This is a genomic window from Sphingobacteriales bacterium (assembly GCA_016711285.1).
Taxonomy (GTDB): domain Bacteria; phylum Bacteroidota; class Bacteroidia; order Chitinophagales; family UBA2359; genus JADJTG01.
Map to the genome: position 1 here is coordinate 118,054 of JADJTG010000007.1, position 23,028 is coordinate 141,081.

Sequence of the window (23,028 nt, forward strand, 5' to 3'; positions counted from 1 at the left end):
CAATTTTAATAAAATATTTTATTCCGATGCTTTCATTAATTCATAAATGGTTTGTAAGCGCGGAAATGTTTCTTGCTTGTAAATATCGCTCAAAGCTGTTTGAACGGCATTGATGGCACTTTTCAGTTGATTGCGCTCTTCGGGGCTTGTTCCTTCGCCGGATTCCTCATTCTGCATCATCGTTTCTAGGCTTTTGAGGGCATTGGCAGCCCCGAAGCGCACCCACCACGTTTTGTCGGCTACTGCTATGTCGTGCAAAGCAGGTACGGCGTTTTGCACTTTATCGGCAGACATTCTTGAAAGGATATAAGCATAGCTTTGTACTAAACCGTAGCGTTCTCCGCCGCTTACATTTTTCAGATGTTTTTCAAAAAAAGGCAAATTGCGCTCATCGCCGTGCGTAGCATATACTTCGCCGATAATACCGATGGTATTTTCGTCAGCAGTTTGTTCCAACTTTTGAGTTTCGCGCAAGCCTGTTTCTCCGTCGGCATCGGCGAGTGCGTAGAGGGCTGCGCCCATTGCTTTGTAAGAGGGGTCGTGCAGTGATTGTGTAAAAAGCGGAATATCCTGAGCATCGCGGAGTTCGCCCAATTTTCGCAAAGCGGTGGTGCGCACGGCAGCTTTGGGGTCTTTGGCAGCGATTTGGCGCAGAGCGGTGGCTGCTTTTTGTTGAAATTCGGTATTTTCGCCGTCAAAAACAACAGAATTGACGGCTTCTTCGCGGATAGCCCAAAAATCATCGTTGAGGGCGGCGAGCAATACTTTGTCTTTTTCGGCAGAGGCATCGGCGGCGGCAAAATAGGAAAGGGCTTCGAGGCGGTCGCGGTACAGCGGAGCATTGAAATACTGATAATTTAATTGCGAAACGGGTTTTTCGTCTTGTATTTCGGCTAAAAGCATTTTTTCGCCATCAACATTTACCAAATCGGGAGCGGTGGCGGCATCAAACGAAAAAGTTTCATTTCTGTCCATCACCATTATTTTTTCGCGGCGTTTTTTACCATTTTCATAAATATCCACCACCATAGGCAACTGAAAAGGCAAGCCGGCTTGCAGTTGTTCAATGTTTACATTTATTTTTTGAAGTTGTTTGTCATAGTCTTGTGTGATATTCAGAATGGGGTGTCCTTTTCCCAAAAACCATTGATTAAAAAACCAATTCAAATCTTCGCCGGTGACGGCTTCAAAAGCAAGGCGCAGATGATGAATTTCTACCGCCTGATACTGATTATCCAATAAATATTTGCGCAGCGCGGCAAAGAATGCTTCATCACCTACATACTGACGCAGCATGTGCAGCACACGTCCGCCTTTTTGGTAGGAGTGTGCATCAAACATATCTTCTTTATTATTGTATTCAAAACGAATTAAATTTTTTTGTTCATTGGCAGCTTCCATCATGTATGCTTCCAAATCATCTTGCAGGTGTTTGTCAGCTTCGTCTTTGCCGTATTTGTGTTCTATCCAGAGGTATTCGCCATAGGTAGCAAAGGATTCGTTGAGGGGCAGGTTGCTCCAGCTTTCGCAGGTCACCAAATCGCCAAACCAATGATGAAACAACTCGTGCGCGATGATGTCTTCGTGGGTTTCGTCCAACAGTTGGCGGTCGTTGCGCTGCAAGCCGTCAAAGTGGACAACGGCGGAGGTATTTTCCATAGCCCCTGACACAAATTCGCGGACTACCACTTGCGAAAATTTATCCCAGGGATACTCCACGCCGAGCGAGTTGGAATAAAAATCGAGCATTTCGGGCGTATTGCCGAATATTTGCTTGGCGAAGGGTTCGTATTTTTTTTCTACAAAATAATTTACTTCTCTGCCGCGCCAGAGTTTGTCTTTGACGACCGCAAAATCGCCCACCGCCATCATAAACAAATAAGGGGCATGGGGTTTTTCCTGTTGCCAGTGGTCGGTGCGTGTGCCATCGGCGTTGGGTGTACTGCTGACCAATTTTCCATTGGAGAGGGTGACGAATTTTTTATCCACCGTGATGCTGATGCTCTGCGTACAACGCTCGTTGGGCGTATCAATGGTCGGAAACCAGCAAGAGGAGGCTTCGGTTTCGCCCTGTGTCCAAATTTGTTGTGGCACATCGGGTAAAGAGCCGTCGGCGTTGATAAAATACAACCCTTTATCTTCGGTGATGGCGGCACTGCCCGAAGTTTCGCGCTCGTTGGGTTTGGCGGTATAATCAATAAATATGCGGTATTGCTCGTCTTTTTGGTAGGTTTTGGGCAGTGTGATTTGAATGAAATTGCCGTTGTAGGAGTAGGCAAGCGGCGTTTTGTTGTTGTTGTTCAGAAGAGCCACTTCGTGTACATCAAAGCCTTTGGCATCTAAAGTGAGCGAGGCAACGGGATAAAAATGAGGAGCGAAGGTGAGCGTAGCTTTGCCGAGTAGGTATTGTTTTTGCCAATCGAAGCGCACGTCTAACTGTGTGTGTATTAAATCATTGACGATTTTTTCGGAAGCGCGATACAACGGTAAAGTATCTACCAACTCCGATTCTGGCATAATTTCAATAGGGTCTAAGAGACGCTCTTCTACATATTCGGAAATATTTTCGGAGTCGTCGTTGTCGTAAAGCTGTTCATCGCTGAGTGCCTGTGTTTTTTTGCTGCTGCCGCAAGCTACCGACGACAGGAGTGCGGCACCAAGCAGCACGGCAGAAATTTTTGGGATTAATTGCATATTTTTATTTTGGAAAAAGATAAAATGACATGAAAGATGCTTTGGAATCAATAATATTTTTTGGGCAGACGAATGATTTTTTTAAAGAAACGCTCTGAATCTAAAAAAAATAAAACTTACGGTGAATGATATAACAACCGCTTTAATATTATTTTATCAAAGAAAATACAATCTTAAAATATAATAAAATACTAGGTGTTAAATATTATTAAACCGTTGAAAATCGGGCGTTGAAATCTACTGCTACGGCTTCGGGTGTGCGTGTGGGCGCAAAAAACGGAAGTAAGCGCAAAAGCACCGCCTCCAAAAGGGAATCGGGACACGAAGCACCGCCGCTAATGATAATACGGGGCGGTTTTTGGATATTGGCGGCGGGCAGATAATGTTCCTGAATCATTTCTTGTTTCGTATTCAAATCAAAATGCCGGATTTGCTGTGCCGATATAATATTGTCGGAATGCTTGATGAAATAAGCGGGCATTTGGTGTGCGCAAAGTTTGTAAAGCTGCATCGTGTTAGATGAGTTATATCCGCCCACTACAATTGCCATATCTGCGCCTTCGTCCAAGAGGCTGTAAATTGCCGACTGATTTTCGTTGGTGGCATAGCAGAGGGTGTCGCGGGTATCGGCGAAATAGGTTTTTCCGAGGGTTTCGCCATAGTGCAGATAAATAACTTCTCGCAAAAAATTGGCGATGGCTTGAGTTTCGGCGGCGAGCATGGTGGTTTGGTTCACCACACCGAGTTGGCGCAAGTGGTGGGTGGGGTCAAAGTCAGGCGAGCAGCGTTCTTTGTCAAATACTTCAAAAAACTCCTTATAGGGTCGTTTTTCGGTGATAAATGGTGCCAGCAACTGCGCCTCCTCCATATCTTTGATGATGAGGGTGGGGGCGTGCTGGGTACTGTGCGAAAAGGTGGCGCGAGTTTCTTCGTGGGCGGGTTTTCCGTGAACGACCACTGTAAATCGGCTGTCGCCGAGTGTTTCGGCACGATTCCACACTTTTTTCACAAAAGGGCAGGTGGTATCAAAGGTTTCCAACTGTACGCCGGCGGCACGCAGTCGTTGCTCCATTTCTATGGTAGTTCCGAAAGCCGGAATGAGTACAATATCATCGGGTTGGAGTTGTTCTACGGGAAAAATCGTTTTTCCTTCGGTGTCGTTGAGAAAATGAATACCTTTGGCTTCCAAGTCGCCGTTTACTTCGGGGTTGTGAATCATTTCGGAGATGAAGAAAATACGGCGGTCGGGATAATTATCTAAGGTGCGATAGGCAATTTCAATGGCGTTTTCTACTCCATAGCAAAAGCCGAAATGACGTGCGAGCAAAAAATGTACCGTTCCGAAATCTAGCAGCGAAGGCGAAAGATCTTTTTTTCGGGGGTCTTGGCGTTTGCGATATTCTTTTACTGCTCCGATAAGCGAGCTGCGAAAATGCTGAGGGACATCAAAATTGCGCATAAGGTGGCTACAACAGAAGGTGTTTTTTATATGAGAGCGATAGAACGCTTATTGTGTTGAATATCATATTTTTTATAATTGCAATCTTTCAGAAATTTTGAGATTCCGAAGAGTTGCAATTTTTTTTAAAAAAAACAATGAACCTTTCAAAATAGTTTGAATTGAATGACAGAATAAAGGTTGGTGCATTTTTTTTACAAACGAAATTATATCCGCTATATTATTGTTGATAATTATTTCACCTCTTTACCCATATCATATTTTTTAATGCTCACTGTATTGCTTTTGGTATCCACCAAATTGCCGCGTCCGTGCCGTTGTCCTTCTTTATATTCTCCTATATATATTGTACCGTTATCATAAGTAAATACGCCTACACCATAGGGCAAACCATTGCGCCACGAGCCTTCATAAGTGCCGCTGCCGTCGTCGCGTTTAAAAGTCTCTTTTTTGAAACTGTAATCCGTTTTATTTTCTTTGGTTACATTTCCGTTTTCAAATTTTTTGAGTGCTATTTTACCGCCTTTAAAAGCGGATACGCCCATACCGTCTCGTTCGCCGCGTTTGTATTCGCCGATATATACATCTCCGTTTTCGTAGCGCAACACGCCAAAACCGTCCGGTGAGCCGTCTAATGCCGGACCGTAGTAAGTGCCGTATTTATTGTCTCGTTTAAAACGTTTTTTGAGATAAGAAAGCCCCGAAGCGGCGGTATTGTTGCCTTTGTCGGGGTCTATGAGGTCGGCTTCGCTGTTAATGGTTTGAGGAGAGGGGGTGGTCATATCGTTTTCAAGGGACGAGGTCGCGCTACCTGCTGCGGGGGTGGTATTGGTAGTAGTTTGTTGGGGCAGGGTAGTGGCAAGGCTGCTGTCGGAGTTGAAAGTATTGGAGGGCTGCTCTAAATTTTGCAATGTCGGAGCAGGGCTTCCGTTTTCGGTGCTGTTTTCTACGGCAACAACTTCGCCGCCTTCTACGTTGTTTTTATTGCTGCGATAGGTCATCATCCAATAAACTGCCCATAAAAATCCCAGTACTACTAAAACGCGGAGAAATATTTTTGCGGAATCCATGTTTGGTAAAAATAAGATTTAGAAAATAAAAAAATGCTTGGCGAAAAAATATTACAAAGCGCAAATATAGCGCAAATATCGTCATAATTTTTATGGTTGAATAAATAAAGGTAATTTGGGTGATGTAAAAGAAGGGTGTATTTTTACAGAAGGATATAGATATTTTAGCGTTTTTTTGCAGATTTATCCAAGGTTTATAAAAAATATGACGACTCAACTCAAAATCAGTGTAATAGGGGTAGGAAATGTCGGTTTTCATGTGGCGCAGGTATTGCATCGCAAAGGTCATCGTATCGTGGAGGTATATTCACGCGAAGCCGCCAAAACGAGCGAAACCGCCGCCTCAGTAGCTGCCGCTCCACTCCGCGAACTCGCCACCCTGAATACGGATACAGATGTCGTGTTGATAGCGGTAAAAGATGATGCCATTGCAGAGGTGGCGGCTCAACTTCCTGCTTTGCCGCCATCGGTCGTTGTTGCACATACTTCCGGCACAGTGCCTTCGCAGCAGTTGGCACGCTTTGCGCAATACGGCGTATTTTATCCCCTGCAAACTTTTCATCGCAATAGCCCGCCGCAATGGGAACGTATTCCTTTTTGTATCTGCGCCAACAATGCCCGCAGCGAAGCAGTTTTATTGCAATTGGCAAGCGATATTTCGCCTTTGGTGTATGCCGTTGATGACGAACAGCGCAAATATTTACATTTGTCGGCGGTTTTTGTCAATAATTTTTGCAATCATTTATTGAGCATATCGTATCGTATATGCCACGAAGCCCAAGTACCTTTTGAGATATTACAGCCTTTGGCACAGGAAACCATCGCCAAAGCATTCGGCACGCCGCCGAGCGACCCCGCCTTGCGGCAAAGCGGACCCGCCGCCCGCCGCGATTATTCCACTATGGCACGCCACGAAGCTCTTTTGCAGCAGCAGCCCGCCGCTTTGGAGTTGTATCATCTGTTATCGGAGCATATTATGATGCGACTGCAAGAAAATCGTTGATTTTTAGGGCAATATCACAATTTTTCCGATATACCGTTCCCCAAAACTGCTGCTGTTGATGCTTACCGTGTATAAACCTGCCGCTATATGCGCGACATTTACATACAAAGCATCTCCCTGCGGTTGGCTCATTAATTCAAAGCGTTTTCCTTCGGTATTTATCAAACAGATATTTTTTATTGCTGTTGTTTGTCCATACCTTTCATCATCACTATATACATAAAAAGCACGCTGCACCAAATTGGGTGCTATACGCCAGCTTGTTGCCGTTTGCGTTGTCGGTAAGCCCACTTCTGCCGACCACACCCTTACACTGTCGGTAGCGGTGCAGCCCCATTCATTGCTCGCCGTCACCCAATAGCTGCCTTCTGCATTTACCCAAAGTTCGGGGGTGGTGCTGCCATCTGACCACACGAATGAATGGCTGTTTTGAGCCAGAGGATTCAACAACAAATTGCTGTCGGCGGATAAAGTATCGTTGTCGGGCAAAAAAAGCTGCGGCATTGGAGCAGCTTGCAACAGGTGGCTTGCGGTAGCGGCGCAGGCAAAAACATCTTCAACCCACACCGTAAAAATTCCTGCTGTATCTGCTTGTATCGTTTGTGTTGTGCTGCCATTGTTCCATGAATATGCACTAAATCCTTCCATGGCGGTTAGTGTAATCAGCCCTCCGTCACACCACATAGTGTCACCGCTTATCGAAGGGCTGGGTTCTAAATTTACATTTACCACACGCAGCGCATTGTATTCGCAGCCGTTGATGGGGTGGATATAAGAATAAGAAAGCGTATGTGTGCCGATGCCCGCTTTTTTAGGATAAAAAATGCCGTTTTCTATTCCTTTTCCTTGCAGATTGCCGCCTTCGGGCAGCAAAATGAGCGTGTAGGGCGCATCATTTAAGCAAATCTGTGTGGGTATGCCTTCTATCTGTGCGGTTAGCGGCTCGCAAAGCAGGGTGGCGGCTGTTACAACATTGGAAGTATCACCGAAACCACAGGCATTGCCCTGTGGCGTATTGCCGGCGGCATAAACGGCAATATTATAGGTCGTATTTTCGGATAGATTTTTTATCGTCAATATATCGTTTGGCGAGTAGGCGGGGGTAGGAGCAGGTGTGCCATTGAGCAGTACGCCATAAAAAGGAGAAACGGCTTGGTTGAGTTGGAGGGTAATGCTGTTATTGTTGGAGCTGATGACGCTAATATTTACCGCCGCCAAAGGCGCATCTACGCGCAAAGGTTTTGAAATGGTGCTTTCGCACACACCATAGTGTACCGTGAGGCTGATACTTTTGTTGCCACTGCTGCCATACCAAAGCGGTGGGGGTATGATGCCGCTTGCCGTAGCAGGCGATGCGCCTTCGCCGAAATTCCATTCGTAGGTGGCATTGGGATACACAACTCCTGTATAAGCGAGTTGCAGCGTATCGCCGATACAAACTTTTTGGGGTACGAAGCAATTGATGTCGGGAATTTCGCTCACTTCAATCAGCTGCGCCGTTATATATTCGCAGCCATTATTTTCATATTGATACTCCAAAAAATAGCGTCCTTGTTGTAAAGCGGCGGGATTAAAACTATTCACCACTACACCATCTAAACGAAAAACGCCGCCATTGGGTATGCCCTGCAATACAATATTCTCATTGGTATTCCGACAAAAAACGGTGCTGTCCAGCACAATTTGAAGCGGCACATCGGGGCAGGGGTCGGGCAATATAGTAATTGTCTGTGTGATGCTGTTGTTATCTTCACAATCTTCGGCTATTGTATTATCATTATCAATACTGATTTCAAAAGTATTTACTCCCTGAAATGCCATATTTTTATTATCCACTACAAAAGAAAATAATTGTTTGGCAGTAGTTATCGGTACTTTTTGATGCACCATATCAACTGCCTCGCCGTTGGGAAATATGCGTTTGATGTGGATAAAGAAAGAATCTTCTGTCATGACGCGTCCCCAGTTTTCTATGGTTACATTGATGATAAAATCTTTTCCGGCGCGGGGCTGTTGGGGTGAAAAAGTAACATTTTCAGCTAAAAGAACCAATTCGGGTTGTTGCCAATGATAGAGTTGCACGGCAGGGTCGCCTACATACACCAAAGACTGACATTGTTTTTTTATGCCGTTTTCGTTGGAATAAATATCGCTGATGGCGTATTGCACGGCTGTTCCGGCGGCTGTACCAAAATATTTATTGATGAGATTATTGTAGAATGCTTCATTAAAACGGTCGCTATATGCCGGAAAACCATACCCCACCACCGCCAAATAGCCAATAGCTCCGCGCTCGGCAGCCAAAATATAATCTTCAGCCATCACAGTGCCTATACTTTGATGAATATTGCCGCTAAAACAAGAGTTGGAATTATAAAAAGCCAATTTTCCGGCATTGTCATAGCTTTGCGGCGTTCCGATGTCAATGTTCCAATAAGTGGGCGAGGTAGCGGTGGGGTGTCCCATATAATTGATAAGAGCCACCCCTTTGTTGAGCCACTCGCCGATGGCGGCTTGCGGTATGATGTTGCCGGAGGCTTGCGTGTAGCTGCCTACTACATCAAATCCGTAGTTGCCGCGCTCCAAGATATTGGTATAGCTGTCTATATATTGTTTGTAGGCAGCTGCATCACTTTCGCCGTAGCCGCTGGATAAATTGAGGGCGCGTTTTTGCCAACGGCGGTCGGCACTGTTGCAGGGCAGCGCGCGGGCAGCATCAAAAGTTTTTAATTTATCTAAATAGTTCAAAGCCTGAGTGGTGTCGGCGGCAGGTATGCGCCCCACCGCCAAGCGCGGACGGAAATCGGCGGGCGAGTCGGCAGCGAGCAGCATATCGCCCGCCGGATAACCGAAAGAAGGCACTAAACAACGCGCAAAATTATTGGGCGTATTGCGACAATATTGATACTCAATAGATTTTCCCAATAACAACATATATTCCGGCGGGCTGCTCCATTGATTGCGGGCATAGCGCAAATAGTTTTGAATAGCTAAGGGGTGCTTGTCAATACCCAAAGCAAATTGTTCGTATAATTCCTCCACATTCACCACTTGCACCTCAAAAGCACCTCCTGCCGCACTGCTGCGATAAGCGGCATATTGTTGCGCCACATTCCACAAAGTGGGGTGTGTGATGATGATATAGTTGCCTTCTTGGGCAGGGTAGGGGCTGAAATGTTTTTCTTCTACATTATTTATATAAGTTACATTGTCGGTATTAAAAACATACCAATCGCGGTTGATGCTTGGTGCGGCATAAGGCAAGTACACCGACCACGTTTGAGTGGTATCATTAAAGGTAGGTGTTATACGAAAGCGGTTGGCATTGTCATATATCACAGGAGCGGTGCCACCGTCGAAGTTGTGCAGCACACACCATTCGTTGGCAGTAGCGGCGGTACTGAATTGAAAATCATCAACTCCTTTCAAATCGAAGGTGCGCATATAGCTGATTTGTGCCGAAGCTATGGCTATACTTTCTTCTTCTGCTGAAGTATCTCCTATTACTGTTATAGTGAGGCGCGTTTCGGCTTTGATATGGCTGATGGGTACAGGAAAAGACACGCTGTGCGAGCGATAGCCGTCAAAAGTGACATCATAGCAGGGTACGCCATTGATTTTGATGGTAGCGTGGTGGTCGGGATACGTGAGGAGGTCATCGGTACGCCCCAAAAATTTAAGGCTTACATTTGCCTGTATGCCGTCGGCATAGTGCGCCGCCGGTGTGGGCAAAGCGATATGGAGGCTGTCGCCCTCTAAGAGTTCCATACTGCCGTAGCCTTCGCCGTCTTCAAATTCTGCCAAATAATTATAGGTATTGGAGAGGCGCACGGGCTGTCCGGGGTAGTGGCGATTAAAAAAAGATTTGCGGGCGGTATGGTTGAAAGCGACAAGAGGAGCAGTGCCTTCGGGCGGCGACAAGTTGGGGAAAGTTGTATATTGGGCTTCGGGCATAAAAGCATCGCTCCAAGTGAGGTAGTAGGCGGCGGTATCGGTGTAGAGGCTGCGGGAAACAGAAGGCTGTTGGGCGGCGGTTTTGTAGAGTTGGGTATCAAAAGAGCCGTCATTGGGGGCAACGATAAATTCCAAGAAATCATTTTCGGATAGGTTGCCGCCCTTGCTCACATAAAGCGGCACAGGCTGCCCGTTTTTGTAGAGGCGGTAGCCAAAACCTACGGTGGGCAAGTTGAGATTTTGAAGCGTGGCATAGCTGATGCGGCGCAGCCCGCTTTCGGCGGTTTTAAAACGGTAGTAGGTTTGATTATAATCAATCCATTCGTTGTTGTAAGGGGTAGGTGTTTGGGCTTGCACCGACAGCACCGACAAGCCTCCATACAACAGTAGGCAAATAAAACGAAAAAGAGGTTTCATTAAAAAACAAATCATTCCAACAAAAATAATCTGTTTTATTGAATAATAGCAAAAGAAGCGATTATCAAAAAATCTGTTTTCTGTCTGCTTTTACTACATCTGCTACCAAAAAAACCATTAATTTTGTGGCGTTATAACGATTAAATAATAGAACGTTTTTTACCTTTATCATACTTTTAATCGTATTTTTTAAATACTTTTTTATTAGCTGCCAAGCTACTCTACTAATTATGTTGAAAAAAAATCTGCTACTCATTATTTTCCTTTTTACACTTGCGAGTCCTGTTTTTATTCAGGCGCAGGAAGGAGAATGTTTTACGCCCGAAGTTTCGGTAGATGCTTTCGGGTATTATGATATTTCTTTGTCGTGGCAAAATGTTCCCGCCGCTACTTTTTATCAAATTCGCTACCGCCCGCAGGATACACAAGATTGGACGATTGTGCAGGAGTACCCTTTTACTTACATAGGTTTGGGAAATTTGCAGTCGGGTATTGTATATGAAATACAGGTGCAACCGATATGCGGCGAAACCACGGGCGAGTGGTCGCCTGTATATTTGGTATCTACGCTCAACTGCGAAAATAATGATGTAGTTGCCGATGCAGGCAATGATATTTATGTGTGTGGTGCAGATATGATTAATTTAAAAGCAAGCGGCGGCGAAACCTATTTGTGGCTGCCTGCCACCGCCTTCAATGATGCACACAGTGCCAACCCCGAGGTATATGTAAGCGAAGATGCCACTTTTATTCTCATCGCTGCCGATGCCAACGGCTGCACCGACACCGACACCGTGCAGGTATTTGTATTAGATACCCCCACATTATATGTTTCAGGCGATAGTATCGTGTGCAGCGGCGATACCGCTATGTTGGAAGTAGCAGGCTCTGATAATTATCTTTGGCAACAGGGCGATATATTATTGGGTACAGATTCGGTTTTAACCGTGATACCGCAACAAACTACCACTTACAAGGTGAGCAGTATTTTGGGCGATTGCACCGCTACGGCTTCTTTTACTGTTTATGTACATCAGCTTGAAATAGAGGTGGTCAATGCGCTGAACACCACAATATGCGGCGGCAATGATGGAGCTATTACCATTGTTGCAAGTGCCGATACTACTTTGGAGTATTCCATTGATGGCGGTGTTTCTTATCAAAACGACAACTTTTTTCAGGGGCTAACGGCGGGCAGCTATACGGTGATGATACGCACGGCAGATAATTGTTATCTCAACTACGAAAACAATCCGGTGACGGTAGGCTCGGAATTGAGTAATATTGCCATTGATACTGTGGTCGTACAACAACCCACTTGCGAAAGTACAGAGGGTAGTTTTATCGCCATTGTCGCACAGGGTAATTATTTGGAGTATTCTATAGATGGTGTTTCTTTTCAAACTACACCCTTCTTTGAAAACCTCACTGCCGGAAATTATACTATTCAGGTACGCGATACGGTTTCGGGCTGTTTGGGAACATATAACGAAACGATTCACATAGCGGGCGGCAGCGCGATGATATTGGAAGAGGTACTCAGTACCGATGATTCCTGTGCAGAAGGAACAGACGGCAGCATTACTTTGCAAGTGAGCGGCGGCAATGGAGCTTTGGCGTATTCCATTGACGGCGGTGCTACTTTTCAGTCAAGCCCTGTATTTGAAAATTTAGGGGCAGGTATTTATATCATAGAAGTGCGCGACACCCTCAACTGTGTGCTGCCTGATGCGCCGATGGTGGTGGTGCAGGTGGGAAGTCCCTTAGAGGCAGCTGTAAATATAGTGCCGCCTTCGGCTTGTCAGGAGGGTACGGCGGCTTTCAGTATTGATGCCGAAGGAGGCACACCGCCTTATCAGTATTCTTTAAATGGCGGCATAGCTTTTACGAATCAAAATACATTTATCAATATGTCTTCGGGTACATATAATGTATTGGTAGAAGATGTGCTGGGTTGCCAAACCAATTTATCTTTTACGCTTCCTTCTATTACAGGCAGCACTATTTCATTAAATTACAATGTCACTGCACCCACCTCTTGCCAAAGCCCCAACGGCAGCCTTGTATTAATTGCTTCGGGCGGCACTGCTCCTTATGAATACTCCATTGATGGCGGTGTGACATTTTTCAATACCCCTTTATTCAATAATCTATCGGGTGGCACTTACAGTATTGTTGTTCAAGATGCTGCCGCCTGCTCCGAAAGCACCACCGCCATTGTGCCGCCATTGAGCACCAACGATTTGGCACTTACTTTTTCGCTGCAGCAGCCGAGTTCCTGTGCCATTATCAACGGCGGCATCAGCATAGCGGCGAGCGGCGGCACCCCCCCTTATCAATACTCCATAGACGGCGGCGCAACTTTTCATGCCGTTGATACTTTTTCGGGATTGGCGGCAGGCACTTATGCAATAGCGGTGCGAGATGCCAACGGCTGTGTGGTAACTGCTTCACAAAGTGCTGTTTTGTCGGCGGTGCAACTACCGCAAATTGCCGGAGTGAGTGCTACTTCTCCGCTTTGTGCCGACAGCAACAACGGACAAATCGTAGTATCTGCCTTCGGTGGCAATGGTGCACTTTCGTATTCCGTTGATGGTGGCAATATCTGGACTTTGAGCAATACCTTTAATAATTTGACAGCAGGTGTATATACGGTGCAAGTGCGCGATGAGCAGGGTTGTGTGGTAAGCTATGCTACGCCGCTTACCCTGACCAATCCGCCTGCCCTTGTTGCCGGCGTACAATTTACCAATGTATCGGTATGCGGGCAAAGCAACGGACAAATCGGTGTTTTTGCTTCCGGTGGCACACCACCTCTGCAATATTCTATCAACAACGGGCAAGTATATGCCAACAGCAATATTTTTAGCAATTTGCCCGTGGGTATTTATTTTGTAAAAGTGCGCGATGCGCAAGGCTGTGTGTGGAACAACCCAACGCCTATTTTTATCAGCGACCCCAGCAATATTACTATCAATTCGGTGAATACCACACCGCTTTCAACCTGCAATAGCTCCGATGCTTCTTTGTCTGTTTTTATCACGGGCGGCACTGATGTGGTGTATTCCATTGATGGCGGCAGCACCTGGCACAGCAATGCAGTTTTTTATAATTTGCCTTCGGGCGTATATAATATTTTGGTGCAAGATGTACCCACCGGCTGTACGGCGATTTATGCCGCCAATCCGGTAGTGATAGAGGGCAACAGTATTAATATTTTGGAGGTAGCTGCTACGCCGCCTTCGTGCAATGGCGGTGCAGACGGCACTATCAGCATCAATGCCACTTACAACGGCACTTTGGAATATTCTATTGACGGCGGTATTACTTGGTCGCAATATGGATTTTTCGGCAATGTGGCGGGCGGCAACTATTTAATAAAAGTGCGCACCACAGACGGAACTTGCGAAGTGAGCTACGGTATGGTGAATATCATAAATCCTGCACCTATCAGCATCAGTGCGGTAAATAAATCGAATATTACCGAGTGCGGTAAAAATGACGGCAGCATCAATATTGTGGCTTCGGGCGGTAGCGGTGTATTACAATATTCTATCAACGGAGGCAACGGCAACAGCTATTTCAACCAAAATACTTTTAATAATCTGGCGGCGGGCGTGTATGCAATTACGGTGCGCGATGCCAAAGGCTGCATTCAAACGTATCCCAACAGCATTGTTATTCAGGAGCCGTCTTTTGCCATTGCTGTTTTGCAAAATACTTTTAATATTTGCTTGGGTGAAAGTGTAGTATTGCAGGCAGCCGGAGCTGCACAATATGTGTGGTCGCCGAGCGAGGGGCTTTCTTCTGCAAGCGGCGCAACTGTATCGGCTACGCCCACCCAAAGCACCGTTTATACAGTAAGTGGCACGAACGTCTATGGTTGCAGCGATACGGAAACGGTCACTATTACTGTAAATACCGAACAAGCCCTTGCCAACATTGCCACTGCTGCCGCACAACTCTGCGAAGGAGACAACCTTGCTTTTTCAAATGCTGCTGCTGCCGACAGTTACTTATGGGCTTTTGAAGGGGGGCTTCCTGCTACTTCTACGCTGGCAAATCCTTTTGTTACTTACAATACTGCAGGCACTTTTTCGGTGACTTTGACGGTGACGAGTTGCGGCGGACAAAGCGATACGCAAACGCTGGAAAATTGGGTGCTGGTGAATGAAACGCCTTCGGTGGAAATAGTGGGCGACAATGAACTGTGTGCGGGCGAAAGTTTGGAACTCACCGCACAGGGGGCGGCGGAATCGTATAGCTGGACCTTGACAGACGGCAGCACCGCAGCGGGCAGCAATTTGGAGATAATTCCTTCGGTGTCGGGCTGGGTGCAATTAGCCGCCACCAACGGCACTTGCAGCGACAGCACCGCAACAGAAGTAAAAGTATATCCTTTGCCTACCTTAACACTCAACGCCGACACCAGCATCTGTTTGGGCGATTCTCTTGTTTTGACCGCCAACAGCAATGCGCAATATTTTGCGTGGTCGCCGACTGCTTCTTTGAGCAGCAGCAATAGCGCCACCACCATCGCCACACCTGCCGAAAGCAACATTTGCAAAGTAATTGCGACCTCTTTGCAGGGCTGCCGCAGCGAAGACGAAGTATTGGTACTCGTGCGCAATGATGGCGACTGCACACCCACGCCGCCTTTGCCTTCCAAAGTACCCAACGCCATTACGCCCAACGGCGACGGCAAAAACGACACTTGGGTATTGCCGGATTTTGGAGCAGTGGCGCAGGTGCAAATCTTTGACCGTTGGGGGCGTTTGGTGTATGAGAGCCAAAACTACGACAATAGTTGGGCGGGTACTTATCAGGACAATGGCGAGCAACTGCAAGATGCCACCTATTATTATATCATCACCGTAAATGACGGGCGTGCGCTGCAAAAAGGAACCATAACGGTATTGCACTAATCTTCTTTCCCTTTTTTTGAGGTGATATGCCTTACCCTAAAACGACACTGCAAACCAAGATGTATATCTTTTAAAACCAATTCATTTACAGTATGTTTTTTTAAGTTACGGCTAAACAGTCGGGTATTGCCGAAGGTGAGGTTTTAATGGCACAAAATTAAAATATAGCACAAATATACATAAAATGCACAAATGTTCGATTTAGCACTTCAGCCCCGCTTTTGGCAATACCTTGTTAGCGGCTGTTATTTTTTTCGTTTTCATATCGTTCAATTAAAAGTGGAAAACCTCTTTCTATCCAAAAATCTGAACAAATCATTCCGCTTGACATTCCTCCAAAGTTATAGCGTCTAACCCCATAGTTTTTTCCCATTGTCGGTTTGTTCATAGTAATACTTTCAAAAGTCGAGTATAAAAGTTTTTCAAATTCGTCAGCGTTGTTAATTTTTGAATTTTCAAAGACAGTTTTTAGTTCTTTCCATAAGTAAATATCTCCTCGAAGTCCATACTGATAAGGTTCTTCGAAAATTATATTTGAACAACTTTTCTCATCTAATATCATATTTGGAAATGTTTTGTATGTTTCAAGAACCCCAAAAATGTCATTTGCAATAAACTTTCCAAAAACAAATGAATTGTCTAATATGAAATTAGCTTTTGTCAAACACCAACAATTATACTTTTGGTTGATTTTAACATTAAGTTCAAGACTAACTATCTCTATTTGTTTTTCTGTTAATCCGTCAAACGTCCAAATTAAAAGTTCTAATTGCTTTTGGTCAGGATAACTTACCAATTCGGAATTTGATTCATTTTTGAAAACAAAATCAAAATCTGTTTCTAAAACGTTGTCAATTGGTTTAAATGTTGAACCAATAAAACGATAAAATTCTTCGTCTCGTAAAACATATAACTTAAAAATTTCTGGTCGGATTGAATTCTCTATGAATTTATCGGTTATGTCTATTCTAATAAGATTTTTAACCTTATCTAACTTTCCTTTTTGAAAAGTCACCTCATATTTTTCGTAAGCAAAGTCGCTGTATATTGTCATAATGTGTCGTTCTGTATAATAGCAGCCAACGGTCCGGCGGATTGCGAAGGTGGGGGAAATCGAAGCTCAAATGCTCAATTAAACACAAATGTTGATAGAAGTACGAATGTTCAAATTTTGCACTTCTGCCCCCATTTTGCCAAGTCCGTGTTAGCAGCATACCGTTTTAATTTGTCGTTTTATTGTGTGTCCAAAGCCAGGCATCACCAATTTCTTCGTCTTGCACAATTTCAGTGAACACAAAATGGTTCTTCTCTAAAATTTTTGTTGAAGCGTTGTGTTCGGGGGCTGTCTTTGCTGTAATTATCACACTTGGATCTGTTTGTTTTGCGATTATTACAAGTTCTTTGCAAGCAAACGAAGCAATGCCCTGTTTTTCAAATTCTTTAAATGTCCAATAAGCAATTTCAACTTTTCCGTCTTGTGGTTGTCCCACGAAACTGCAAGAACCTACAATCTGATTTTGTCTAACAACAAAGTAAGCAATCCAAGGAATGTTGAAGCCGATTTTGGGATAAAAGTCGTCATACATTTGCAACAGTTGTTGGCAGTCAGGTGAAGTATACGCTTTGTTTGTCTTGTCTTCGTTTAGTGTTATTGGTCGTAAATTCATTTTGTCCATTCTTTAATTTTTACTCTTGTCAATATTCGCAATGCCGAGTCATACGGTTGCTGCTAACGGTTTTGGGCTTGCCGAAGTGGGGGAAATCGAAGTACAAATGTTCAAGCGAAGAACTGCACTTGAACCTACCACAAAACTGTCATACGAAGCACTGAACCCGCCATTACGCCAAACCGCTGTTAGCAGCTGCCCTTCTTGTCTGTCGTGTTTGTTCGTTGTCATTTCGTGTCTGTTTTTTGTGCGTTGGCTGGGTGGCTCTTTTGCAAAACTTGGATTTAGCGTGGGCTGGTGCGCTTTTGCCAATGTGCCACCAAATACGCTGGCTATGTATTTAGTCTGTTACCAAATGTTTTCTTTAAGTCGTTAATTACTAAGTTAAATTTTCCGTCAAACTTTTTGTTTATGTCGTCATACGAACCAATTAGTCTTTCGTAAATCGGATTTCCAAAAATATCCTTCTCGTCAATGTTTCGTTTTGAAGCAAGATTGGACACAAAAATGTCCTTGATTTTTTTCAAAATAATTATTTGTTCGTCTGTGAAGTCGTAAGTGCGTATGTACGAAAGGTAGTTTTTTTCTATACGTTCTTTTGGTGTTGGAATTTTCTTTTTGCCTAAGGCGTGAAGTAAAAAGTCCCAAACTGAACCTTCGGCAAAGTCGTACATTTTTTGTAAATGCCCTTCGTCCAAAAATGTGTTTGGTTTGCTTAACCAGTCGAGCAGTTTAGCTATTTCTTCGTCGGTTGGTTGATAGTCGTCTTGTTTGGCTTTCTCTTTCAAGTCTGCCATTACCGGCTCTTGAGTTTTCTTTAATTCTTCTTCAAAAATTCGTTTGGCTTTTTCAATGGGGATATTGTCTTTAACAATGATTGAATCTCCGTGAATTTCTACTCGCTGAATTAAATGTGCAGGGTCGGGATTGTCAATTAAAAAGTAGTTACCTTGGGGTTGGGGTGTTCCTGTTGGTCTTGGTTTTTGGTCGCCTGGTTTTACAACTTTCTTATTCTCTTTTAGCGTTCCTTTTCCGTTGTCTTCCATTCGCCTGCATAAACCAACGAAGTCCAAAACGGTGAAACTGAATTTGCCTGTTTTTGGGTCAAGTCGTGTGCCACGCCCAACCATTTGAATGTATTTGCCAACTGATTTTGTAAGTCCTGCAAATGCAATGTAACGCACACAAGGAATGTCAATGCCTGTGCTTAAAATGTCCACCGAAGTAACTATATAAGGTTTTTGATAGGGTTTCTTAAACCACGCTTTTAGCATTTCATTCATCTCGTTATTTTCCGAAATTACATATTCGCTATAATGCGTTCCTCCTTCATAATCAGTTTCAAAAACTCTATTTATAGCTTTTGTCAATTCCATACAGTGTGCCTGACTTACACCAAACAGAATTACTTTTTCTCCGTATTGTGTATTCTTTTTTAGTTCTTCGGCAATTCGCAAACAATTTTCTTCTGAAATAAATTTGCGGTTGAGTTGCTCTAATTTCAGTTTCTTTTCTGCTCCTAATGCAATGGTATATTTTTCTTGTGGGTCTAAAACGTGGTCGAATGAAATTCCGTTTTCTTCGGCTTCTTGAATGAGTGAAGAAAGTAATTCAATGGGTTTGTAGGGTGCAAGGAAACCTTCGCTGATTCCCCGTTCCATATCAAATTGAAAATCGGGTTCGCCTGTTTCGCAACCAAATAATTTGTAGGTGTCAATGATTGCCAAATCTTCTTCGTCCACTTCTGTTCCTTCTTTCGGTGTGGCAATTCTTGGCGTGGCTGTTAAACCCACTCTCGGACAAAGAAAATGGTCAAATATTAGTTTTCGGTTTACGTTAATACTTCTGTGGCATTCGTCCACAATGATTAAATCGTAAAAGTTAGAAGGTAAATCGCTGTGAATTAATTCTAAAGTATCAATAACAACTACTTGTATGCTTTTATGTCTATTAGTCTTATGATTTGAACTATTAATCCAACTACTTGAAAATTCTCGGCTAATTAAAGCAAAGCCATCATCAACCGACTGTTTGGCTAACATTCTTCTGTCCACCACAAACAATATGCGTTTGCATAAGCCACTGCCCAATAACGCTTTTACCATTGCAACGGCTGTTCGGGTTTTGCCCAAACCTGTTGCCATATGGATTAGCATTTTTTGTTTGCCTGCTTTGTAGTTATCAATAATTGTACGAATACAGTCCAGTTGATAATATCTGTCTTTGCCTATGCTTGGGTCGAAACCGCCTGCAATGGTGGTGTCAATGGTAATTTCTTTGTTGGAAGCAATTTTTTTCTGTTGCTCAATTTTGAGCTTCATTTCTTCCAAGCTCATAAAATTGGTTACTTGCTTAAACTCTCCTGCTTCTAAGCCACGCCAAGCATTGTCGTAAAACAAAATGCGTTCGGCACTGCAAGCATACAGAAAACGAGGTTTAAGCAAATGCGTAACTACGGTACGCAATTTCAATAGGTCTTTGTTTTCTTTGTCCAGATTGTTTTCAATGACGGCCAAAACTTCTCCGTTCAAATCTTGCAAAACAATATCGGGCTTAATATGAGCTTGTTATTATACTCTTTTTTTAAATTTTCAGGCAAAGCATAAGCCTGTTGATACAGCAAAGTATCGCCCACTTTCCAGCCGTACTCATTAACTAATCGTGTTATGATTGGCAAATCTGTTGAAGTTGCTTCGTTAATTTTCTTGCGGGGGGGGGGGGGGGGGGGGGGGGGGGGGGGGGGGGGGGGGGGGGGGGGGGGGGGGGGGGGGGGGGGGGGGGGGGGGGGGGGGGGGGGGGGGGGGGGGGGGGGGGCGTTGCTTAACTCATTCATCGACTACCTCCTCTTCTACTGGCTCAACAAATTCAACTCCCCAAACATCGGCTAAAATTTGGTTGATTTTCTTTTGGGCTTCGGCTTTCATTTTGCGGATACCAGTTAATACAAACATTTGTGCATCTAACTCTTTCACAATTTGCTTTTGAACATCAATAGTTGGGAAGTCAATTTCAAATGCTGAACAAATTGTTTTTGTTAAGTTCCATTGACCTGTTGAACGTCTGATATTTTCAATAAATCTAATTACTGTTGATTTTTTCAAAAGGTAGTATGCTAAAAATCTACTGTCCAAATATTCTTTGGGTCTGAAACAAATAATTGCCTGATTTATATTGCATTCTTCTATCTGTGGTGGCACAATAGAAACTTTACCAAGTGGCGGTCCAACTATATTCATCAAAACATCACCAGCATAACACTTTGAACCCTTCAGGTCTTTATCGTGTGTTTCTCGGTCAATAAAATATTCATTCTTGAAATCGAGTGATAAGTCAAATGAAAGATTATTTACTTTCAAATAGACAATTTCACCTTCACTTTTTACTTTTCCTGTTGGTGTATTGCCGATTATTAGCTGATAACAACAGTCGGATAGCTTTTCCCTTTTCCATTCATAAACGTTGGGAAATTCAAACTCAAAATTTGTTTCAATTTTCTCCGCCCCTTCAATTATCGCTTTTTGTTTTTCAATTTGAGCCACAATAGCGTTTTGTTCGTCAAGGGAAGGCAAGGGGATTTCCCAAGATTCCATATCTTCAAACTTAAAGTTCATTCTTACTCCGCCATTGGCTTTGTCGTTTACATAATTCAAAAAGCCTTTGCTTTTAAAAAGTGTGTCTAAATATTTTGGGTTGAGTTCATCTTCTTTGCAAGCAAATACAATGTAAGCACCGCTTATTATTTGGTTATCGTAATCGTTGTTGTTTAAGCCAATACTTCCCACATTTATTCTATATGGGTTGTAACAAAATTCATTTTTAGCTACTACAAAATAGCTTTGGTTGGTTTCTTCGGCTTGTAGTTTTTCGTTTAAGAAAATGCCAACTTCATTGCTTACGCCAAGCACTTTGTAATTTACATCAGGGTTTTTGTTCGGCTTTATTTTGTTTTCATTCAATATCAAATAGTCTTTCAATTTCACCATCTGATATTTTGCCCCGCTTTTCAAAATCTCCTTAATCATATTCAACTCCCTATGCTTTGCAATCAGGTCGTTATCTAAATTGCTTACATATTCACGGGCAATATCGGCTTCCAGGGCATTGGTAGGGTTGAGTTTGAGCAGATAGGGTAAAATGTTTTCGGGTTTACCGTTATTCAGTTTTTTATAAACCTCTTCCAATGTGGTTGCACCGTTTGGCTGTATGTGTTTGAGTGCTTCTGTCCATTCTACTATTTGACTGTCGCTTATGGTGCTTTTGTAGTTGGCAAGGTTAAAAGAATAGTTGTGTGCCTTGTCAATGCGTTTGGCAATTTCGTTTTGTATGCGGTTTTCCAGCATTTGGTCAAAGGTTTTTAGTTCCATTGACTTGTCGGCTTCGGTTGCTTTTTTGGCTTTTATCTTTTTATCAAGGTCGGCTTCTTTTTTCTCTCTTTCAATTTTGCCTTTGGCTTCCATATCAGCTCGGGTTTCCGTGCGGATTTTTTCTTTTACTCTTGGGTCAAGAGTTTTAATCCATTCCGCAGGAATGCAAAATTGGTTTTTAGTTTCAGGCGGTTGTTTACCGTGTTTTACATATTCGTGCCATAGCGTTAAACATTCAATGAGTTGATTTCCTTTTTGCTCTTTGCGGTTTGTTCCCATTGTATAACCATCGTTGGTTATTTTGTAAAACCAAGTCCAGTCGGTTTTTCCACCTTTTTCAAAAATGAGAATTGAAGTTTTAGGACCTTGTCCGCTTTTGCTTACAAACAAACCTTGTGGCAAAGAAATAACGGCTTTCAACTGTGCTTCGTCCAATAACATTTTACGCAATGCCTTTGCACTAAACTGGTCCCAAGTATGAAAACCTTCTGAAACCACTACGGCACATTTGCCACCTGCTTTGAGTTGCTCAAACATCAATTTCACAAACAAAATAGTGGTTTCCGATTCTTTGGAATATTCACCCCAAACATCAGGATAACTTTCTTGGTCACGTTGTGCTCCAAAAGGCGGATTAGCAAAAATAACGGATTTGCTTTCGTGGTCGGTTACTGGTCGATATTTCGCCAAACTGTCACCTTGCTCAATGTTTGCAGGGTTTAAGCCACGAACATAAAAGTTGATAGCCGCCATTTTGCGAATCATTCCCAAATATTCAATGCCTGTTACACCTGTTCTGTAAAACTGTGTGGTTTGCTCAATGCTCGGAAAGTCTAATTGATTGAACTTAAAATATTCATCAAACCAAGCCGACAATTCGGAATGTGCTTTTTCTCCGGGCCATTCACGGTCGGGGTCAACTCTTCGCATTACAAATTCAAAAGCGTCAAACAAGAAACCACCTGTACCACAAGCAGGGTCAAAAATAATGTCGTCAAAAGTTGGCTCTATCATCGCCGTCATAAATTGGCGAATGTGGTCAGGTGTTCGGAATAGTCCAACATCTTTTGTTCCGCCTGTTTCACTCAAAGCTGATTCAATGGCATCACCCAAAAGGTCGGTTTTCAAAAGTCTTGCTTCTTCAATGTCGTTGGCAACAATGCTGATTACTTCGCCAAGGTTTCCGCTGTTTACGTTGTTAGTAAAATTGGAATTGGTGAAAACTTCTTCAATTAAAACTAATTGGTCTTGAACTTTTTGCGGAAGGTTTCCTTCAAATACTTGTCTTGCACTGCTTAGTATGCTTGAGTAAAATGGAAAGAAGTTGTCGTTGAGTTCGGATAAGATTTGGTCGTTAGAAACGGTCGGCAAATAAGAGAACAAGCGATTTTCGTTTGATTCTTCTTTACTTGTCTTGGGATTTTTCCAAATATAGTCAGAAGAAAAAGTTTTCGTAAGGGCTTAAATTCTTCGTC

The 23,028-nt window shown here is 43.6% G+C and carries 11 protein-coding genes; 3 read left to right on the forward strand and 8 right to left on the reverse strand.

What is annotated here, in order from left to right:
- Positions 1–18: 18 nt before the first annotated feature.
- The 3 genes from IPL35_05305 to IPL35_05315 all read right to left on the reverse strand — a co-directional run bounded on the left by IPL35_05305 (position 19) and on the right by IPL35_05315 (position 5,223).
- Entirely contained in the window at positions 19–2,694 is a 2,676-nt protein-coding gene (locus IPL35_05305; GenBank protein ID MBK8442853.1) for a M1 family metallopeptidase, read from the reverse strand.
- A 208-nt stretch (positions 2,695–2,902) separates the two neighbouring features.
- A complete protein-coding gene (locus tag IPL35_05310; GenBank protein ID MBK8442854.1) occupies positions 2,903–4,153 on the reverse strand; it encodes a 4-hydroxy-3-methylbut-2-enyl diphosphate reductase in 1,251 nt (416 codons plus the stop codon).
- A 233-nt stretch (positions 4,154–4,386) separates the two neighbouring features.
- Positions 4,387–5,223, reverse strand: a complete 837-nt coding sequence (locus tag IPL35_05315; protein ID MBK8442855.1) for a hypothetical protein — start codon at positions 5,221–5,223, stop codon at positions 4,387–4,389.
- A gap of 205 nt (positions 5,224–5,428) precedes the next feature.
- On the opposite strand from IPL35_05315, the gene IPL35_05320 reads away from it, so the two are divergent.
- The gene (locus IPL35_05320; protein MBK8442856.1) at positions 5,429–6,226 is read left to right on the forward strand and encodes a DUF2520 domain-containing protein; all 798 of its coding nucleotides are present in this window, start codon (positions 5,429–5,431) and stop codon (positions 6,224–6,226) included.
- Between the two features lie 3 nt (positions 6,227–6,229).
- Here IPL35_05320 and IPL35_05325 read toward each other — a convergent pair whose 3' ends face one another.
- The gene (locus IPL35_05325; protein MBK8442857.1) at positions 6,230–10,597 is read right to left on the reverse strand and encodes a hypothetical protein; all 4,368 of its coding nucleotides are present in this window, start codon (positions 10,595–10,597) and stop codon (positions 6,230–6,232) included.
- Between the two features lie 230 nt (positions 10,598–10,827).
- Between IPL35_05325 and IPL35_05330 the strand changes: the two genes are divergently transcribed.
- Complete coding sequence (locus IPL35_05330) at positions 10,828–15,522, forward strand: gliding motility-associated C-terminal domain-containing protein (protein MBK8442858.1); 4,695 nt, start codon at positions 10,828–10,830, stop codon at positions 15,520–15,522.
- A 235-nt stretch (positions 15,523–15,757) separates the two neighbouring features.
- On the opposite strand, the gene IPL35_05335 is transcribed toward IPL35_05330, so the two are convergent.
- Both IPL35_05335 and IPL35_05340 read right to left on the reverse strand, forming a co-directional pair.
- Positions 15,758–16,576, reverse strand: a complete 819-nt coding sequence (locus tag IPL35_05335) for a hypothetical protein (GenBank protein MBK8442859.1) — start codon at positions 16,574–16,576, stop codon at positions 15,758–15,760.
- 166 nt (positions 16,577–16,742) lie between these two features.
- Positions 16,743–17,198 (reverse strand): GNAT family N-acetyltransferase, encoded by a 456-nt coding sequence (locus IPL35_05340; GenBank protein MBK8442860.1) that lies wholly within the window; start codon positions 17,196–17,198, stop codon positions 16,743–16,745.
- A gap of 31 nt (positions 17,199–17,229) precedes the next feature.
- Here IPL35_05340 and IPL35_05345 point away from each other — a divergent pair, with 31 nt between their 5' ends.
- Positions 17,230–17,565 carry a hypothetical protein gene (locus IPL35_05345; protein MBK8442861.1) on the forward strand — a complete coding sequence of 112 codons (336 nt, stop codon included), beginning with the start codon at positions 17,230–17,232 and terminating at the stop codon, positions 17,563–17,565.
- Here IPL35_05345 and IPL35_05350 read toward each other — a convergent pair.
- Together IPL35_05350 and IPL35_05355 are read right to left on the reverse strand one after the other, a co-directional pair.
- Positions 17,522–19,720 (reverse strand): DEAD/DEAH box helicase family protein, encoded by a 2,199-nt coding sequence (locus IPL35_05350; GenBank protein MBK8442862.1) that lies wholly within the window; start codon positions 19,718–19,720, stop codon positions 17,522–17,524. The two genes, IPL35_05345 and IPL35_05350, sit on opposite strands and share 44 nt — an antisense overlap.
- Positions 19,721–20,014: 294 nt before the next feature.
- Positions 20,015–22,924 carry an N-6 DNA methylase gene (locus IPL35_05355; protein ID MBK8442863.1) on the reverse strand — a complete coding sequence of 970 codons (2,910 nt, stop codon included), beginning with the start codon at positions 22,922–22,924 and terminating at the stop codon, positions 20,015–20,017.
- Between the last annotated feature and the right edge of the window lie 104 nt (positions 22,925–23,028).

Bases quoted from the DNA above. Each gene is read 5' to 3' on its own strand.
- IPL35_05305 (MBK8442853.1), bottom strand. From the start codon at position 2,694: ATGCAATTAATCCCAAAAATTTCTGCCGTGCTGCTTGGTGCCGCACTC.
- IPL35_05310 (MBK8442854.1), bottom strand. From the start codon at position 4,153: ATGCGCAATTTTGATGTCCCTCAGCATTTTCGCAGCTCGCTTATCGGA.
- IPL35_05315 (MBK8442855.1), bottom strand. From the start codon at position 5,223: ATGGATTCCGCAAAAATATTTCTCCGCGTTTTAGTAGTACTGGGATTT.
- IPL35_05320 (MBK8442856.1), top strand. From the start codon at position 5,429: ATGACGACTCAACTCAAAATCAGTGTAATAGGGGTAGGAAATGTCGGT.
- IPL35_05325 (MBK8442857.1), bottom strand. From the start codon at position 10,597: ATGAAACCTCTTTTTCGTTTTATTTGCCTACTGTTGTATGGAGGCTTG.
- IPL35_05330 (MBK8442858.1), top strand. From the start codon at position 10,828: ATGTTGAAAAAAAATCTGCTACTCATTATTTTCCTTTTTACACTTGCG.
- IPL35_05335 (MBK8442859.1), bottom strand. From the start codon at position 16,576: ATGACAATATACAGCGACTTTGCTTACGAAAAATATGAGGTGACTTTT.
- IPL35_05340 (MBK8442860.1), bottom strand. From the start codon at position 17,198: ATGGACAAAATGAATTTACGACCAATAACACTAAACGAAGACAAGACA.
- IPL35_05345 (MBK8442861.1), top strand. From the start codon at position 17,230: ATGCCGAGTCATACGGTTGCTGCTAACGGTTTTGGGCTTGCCGAAGTG.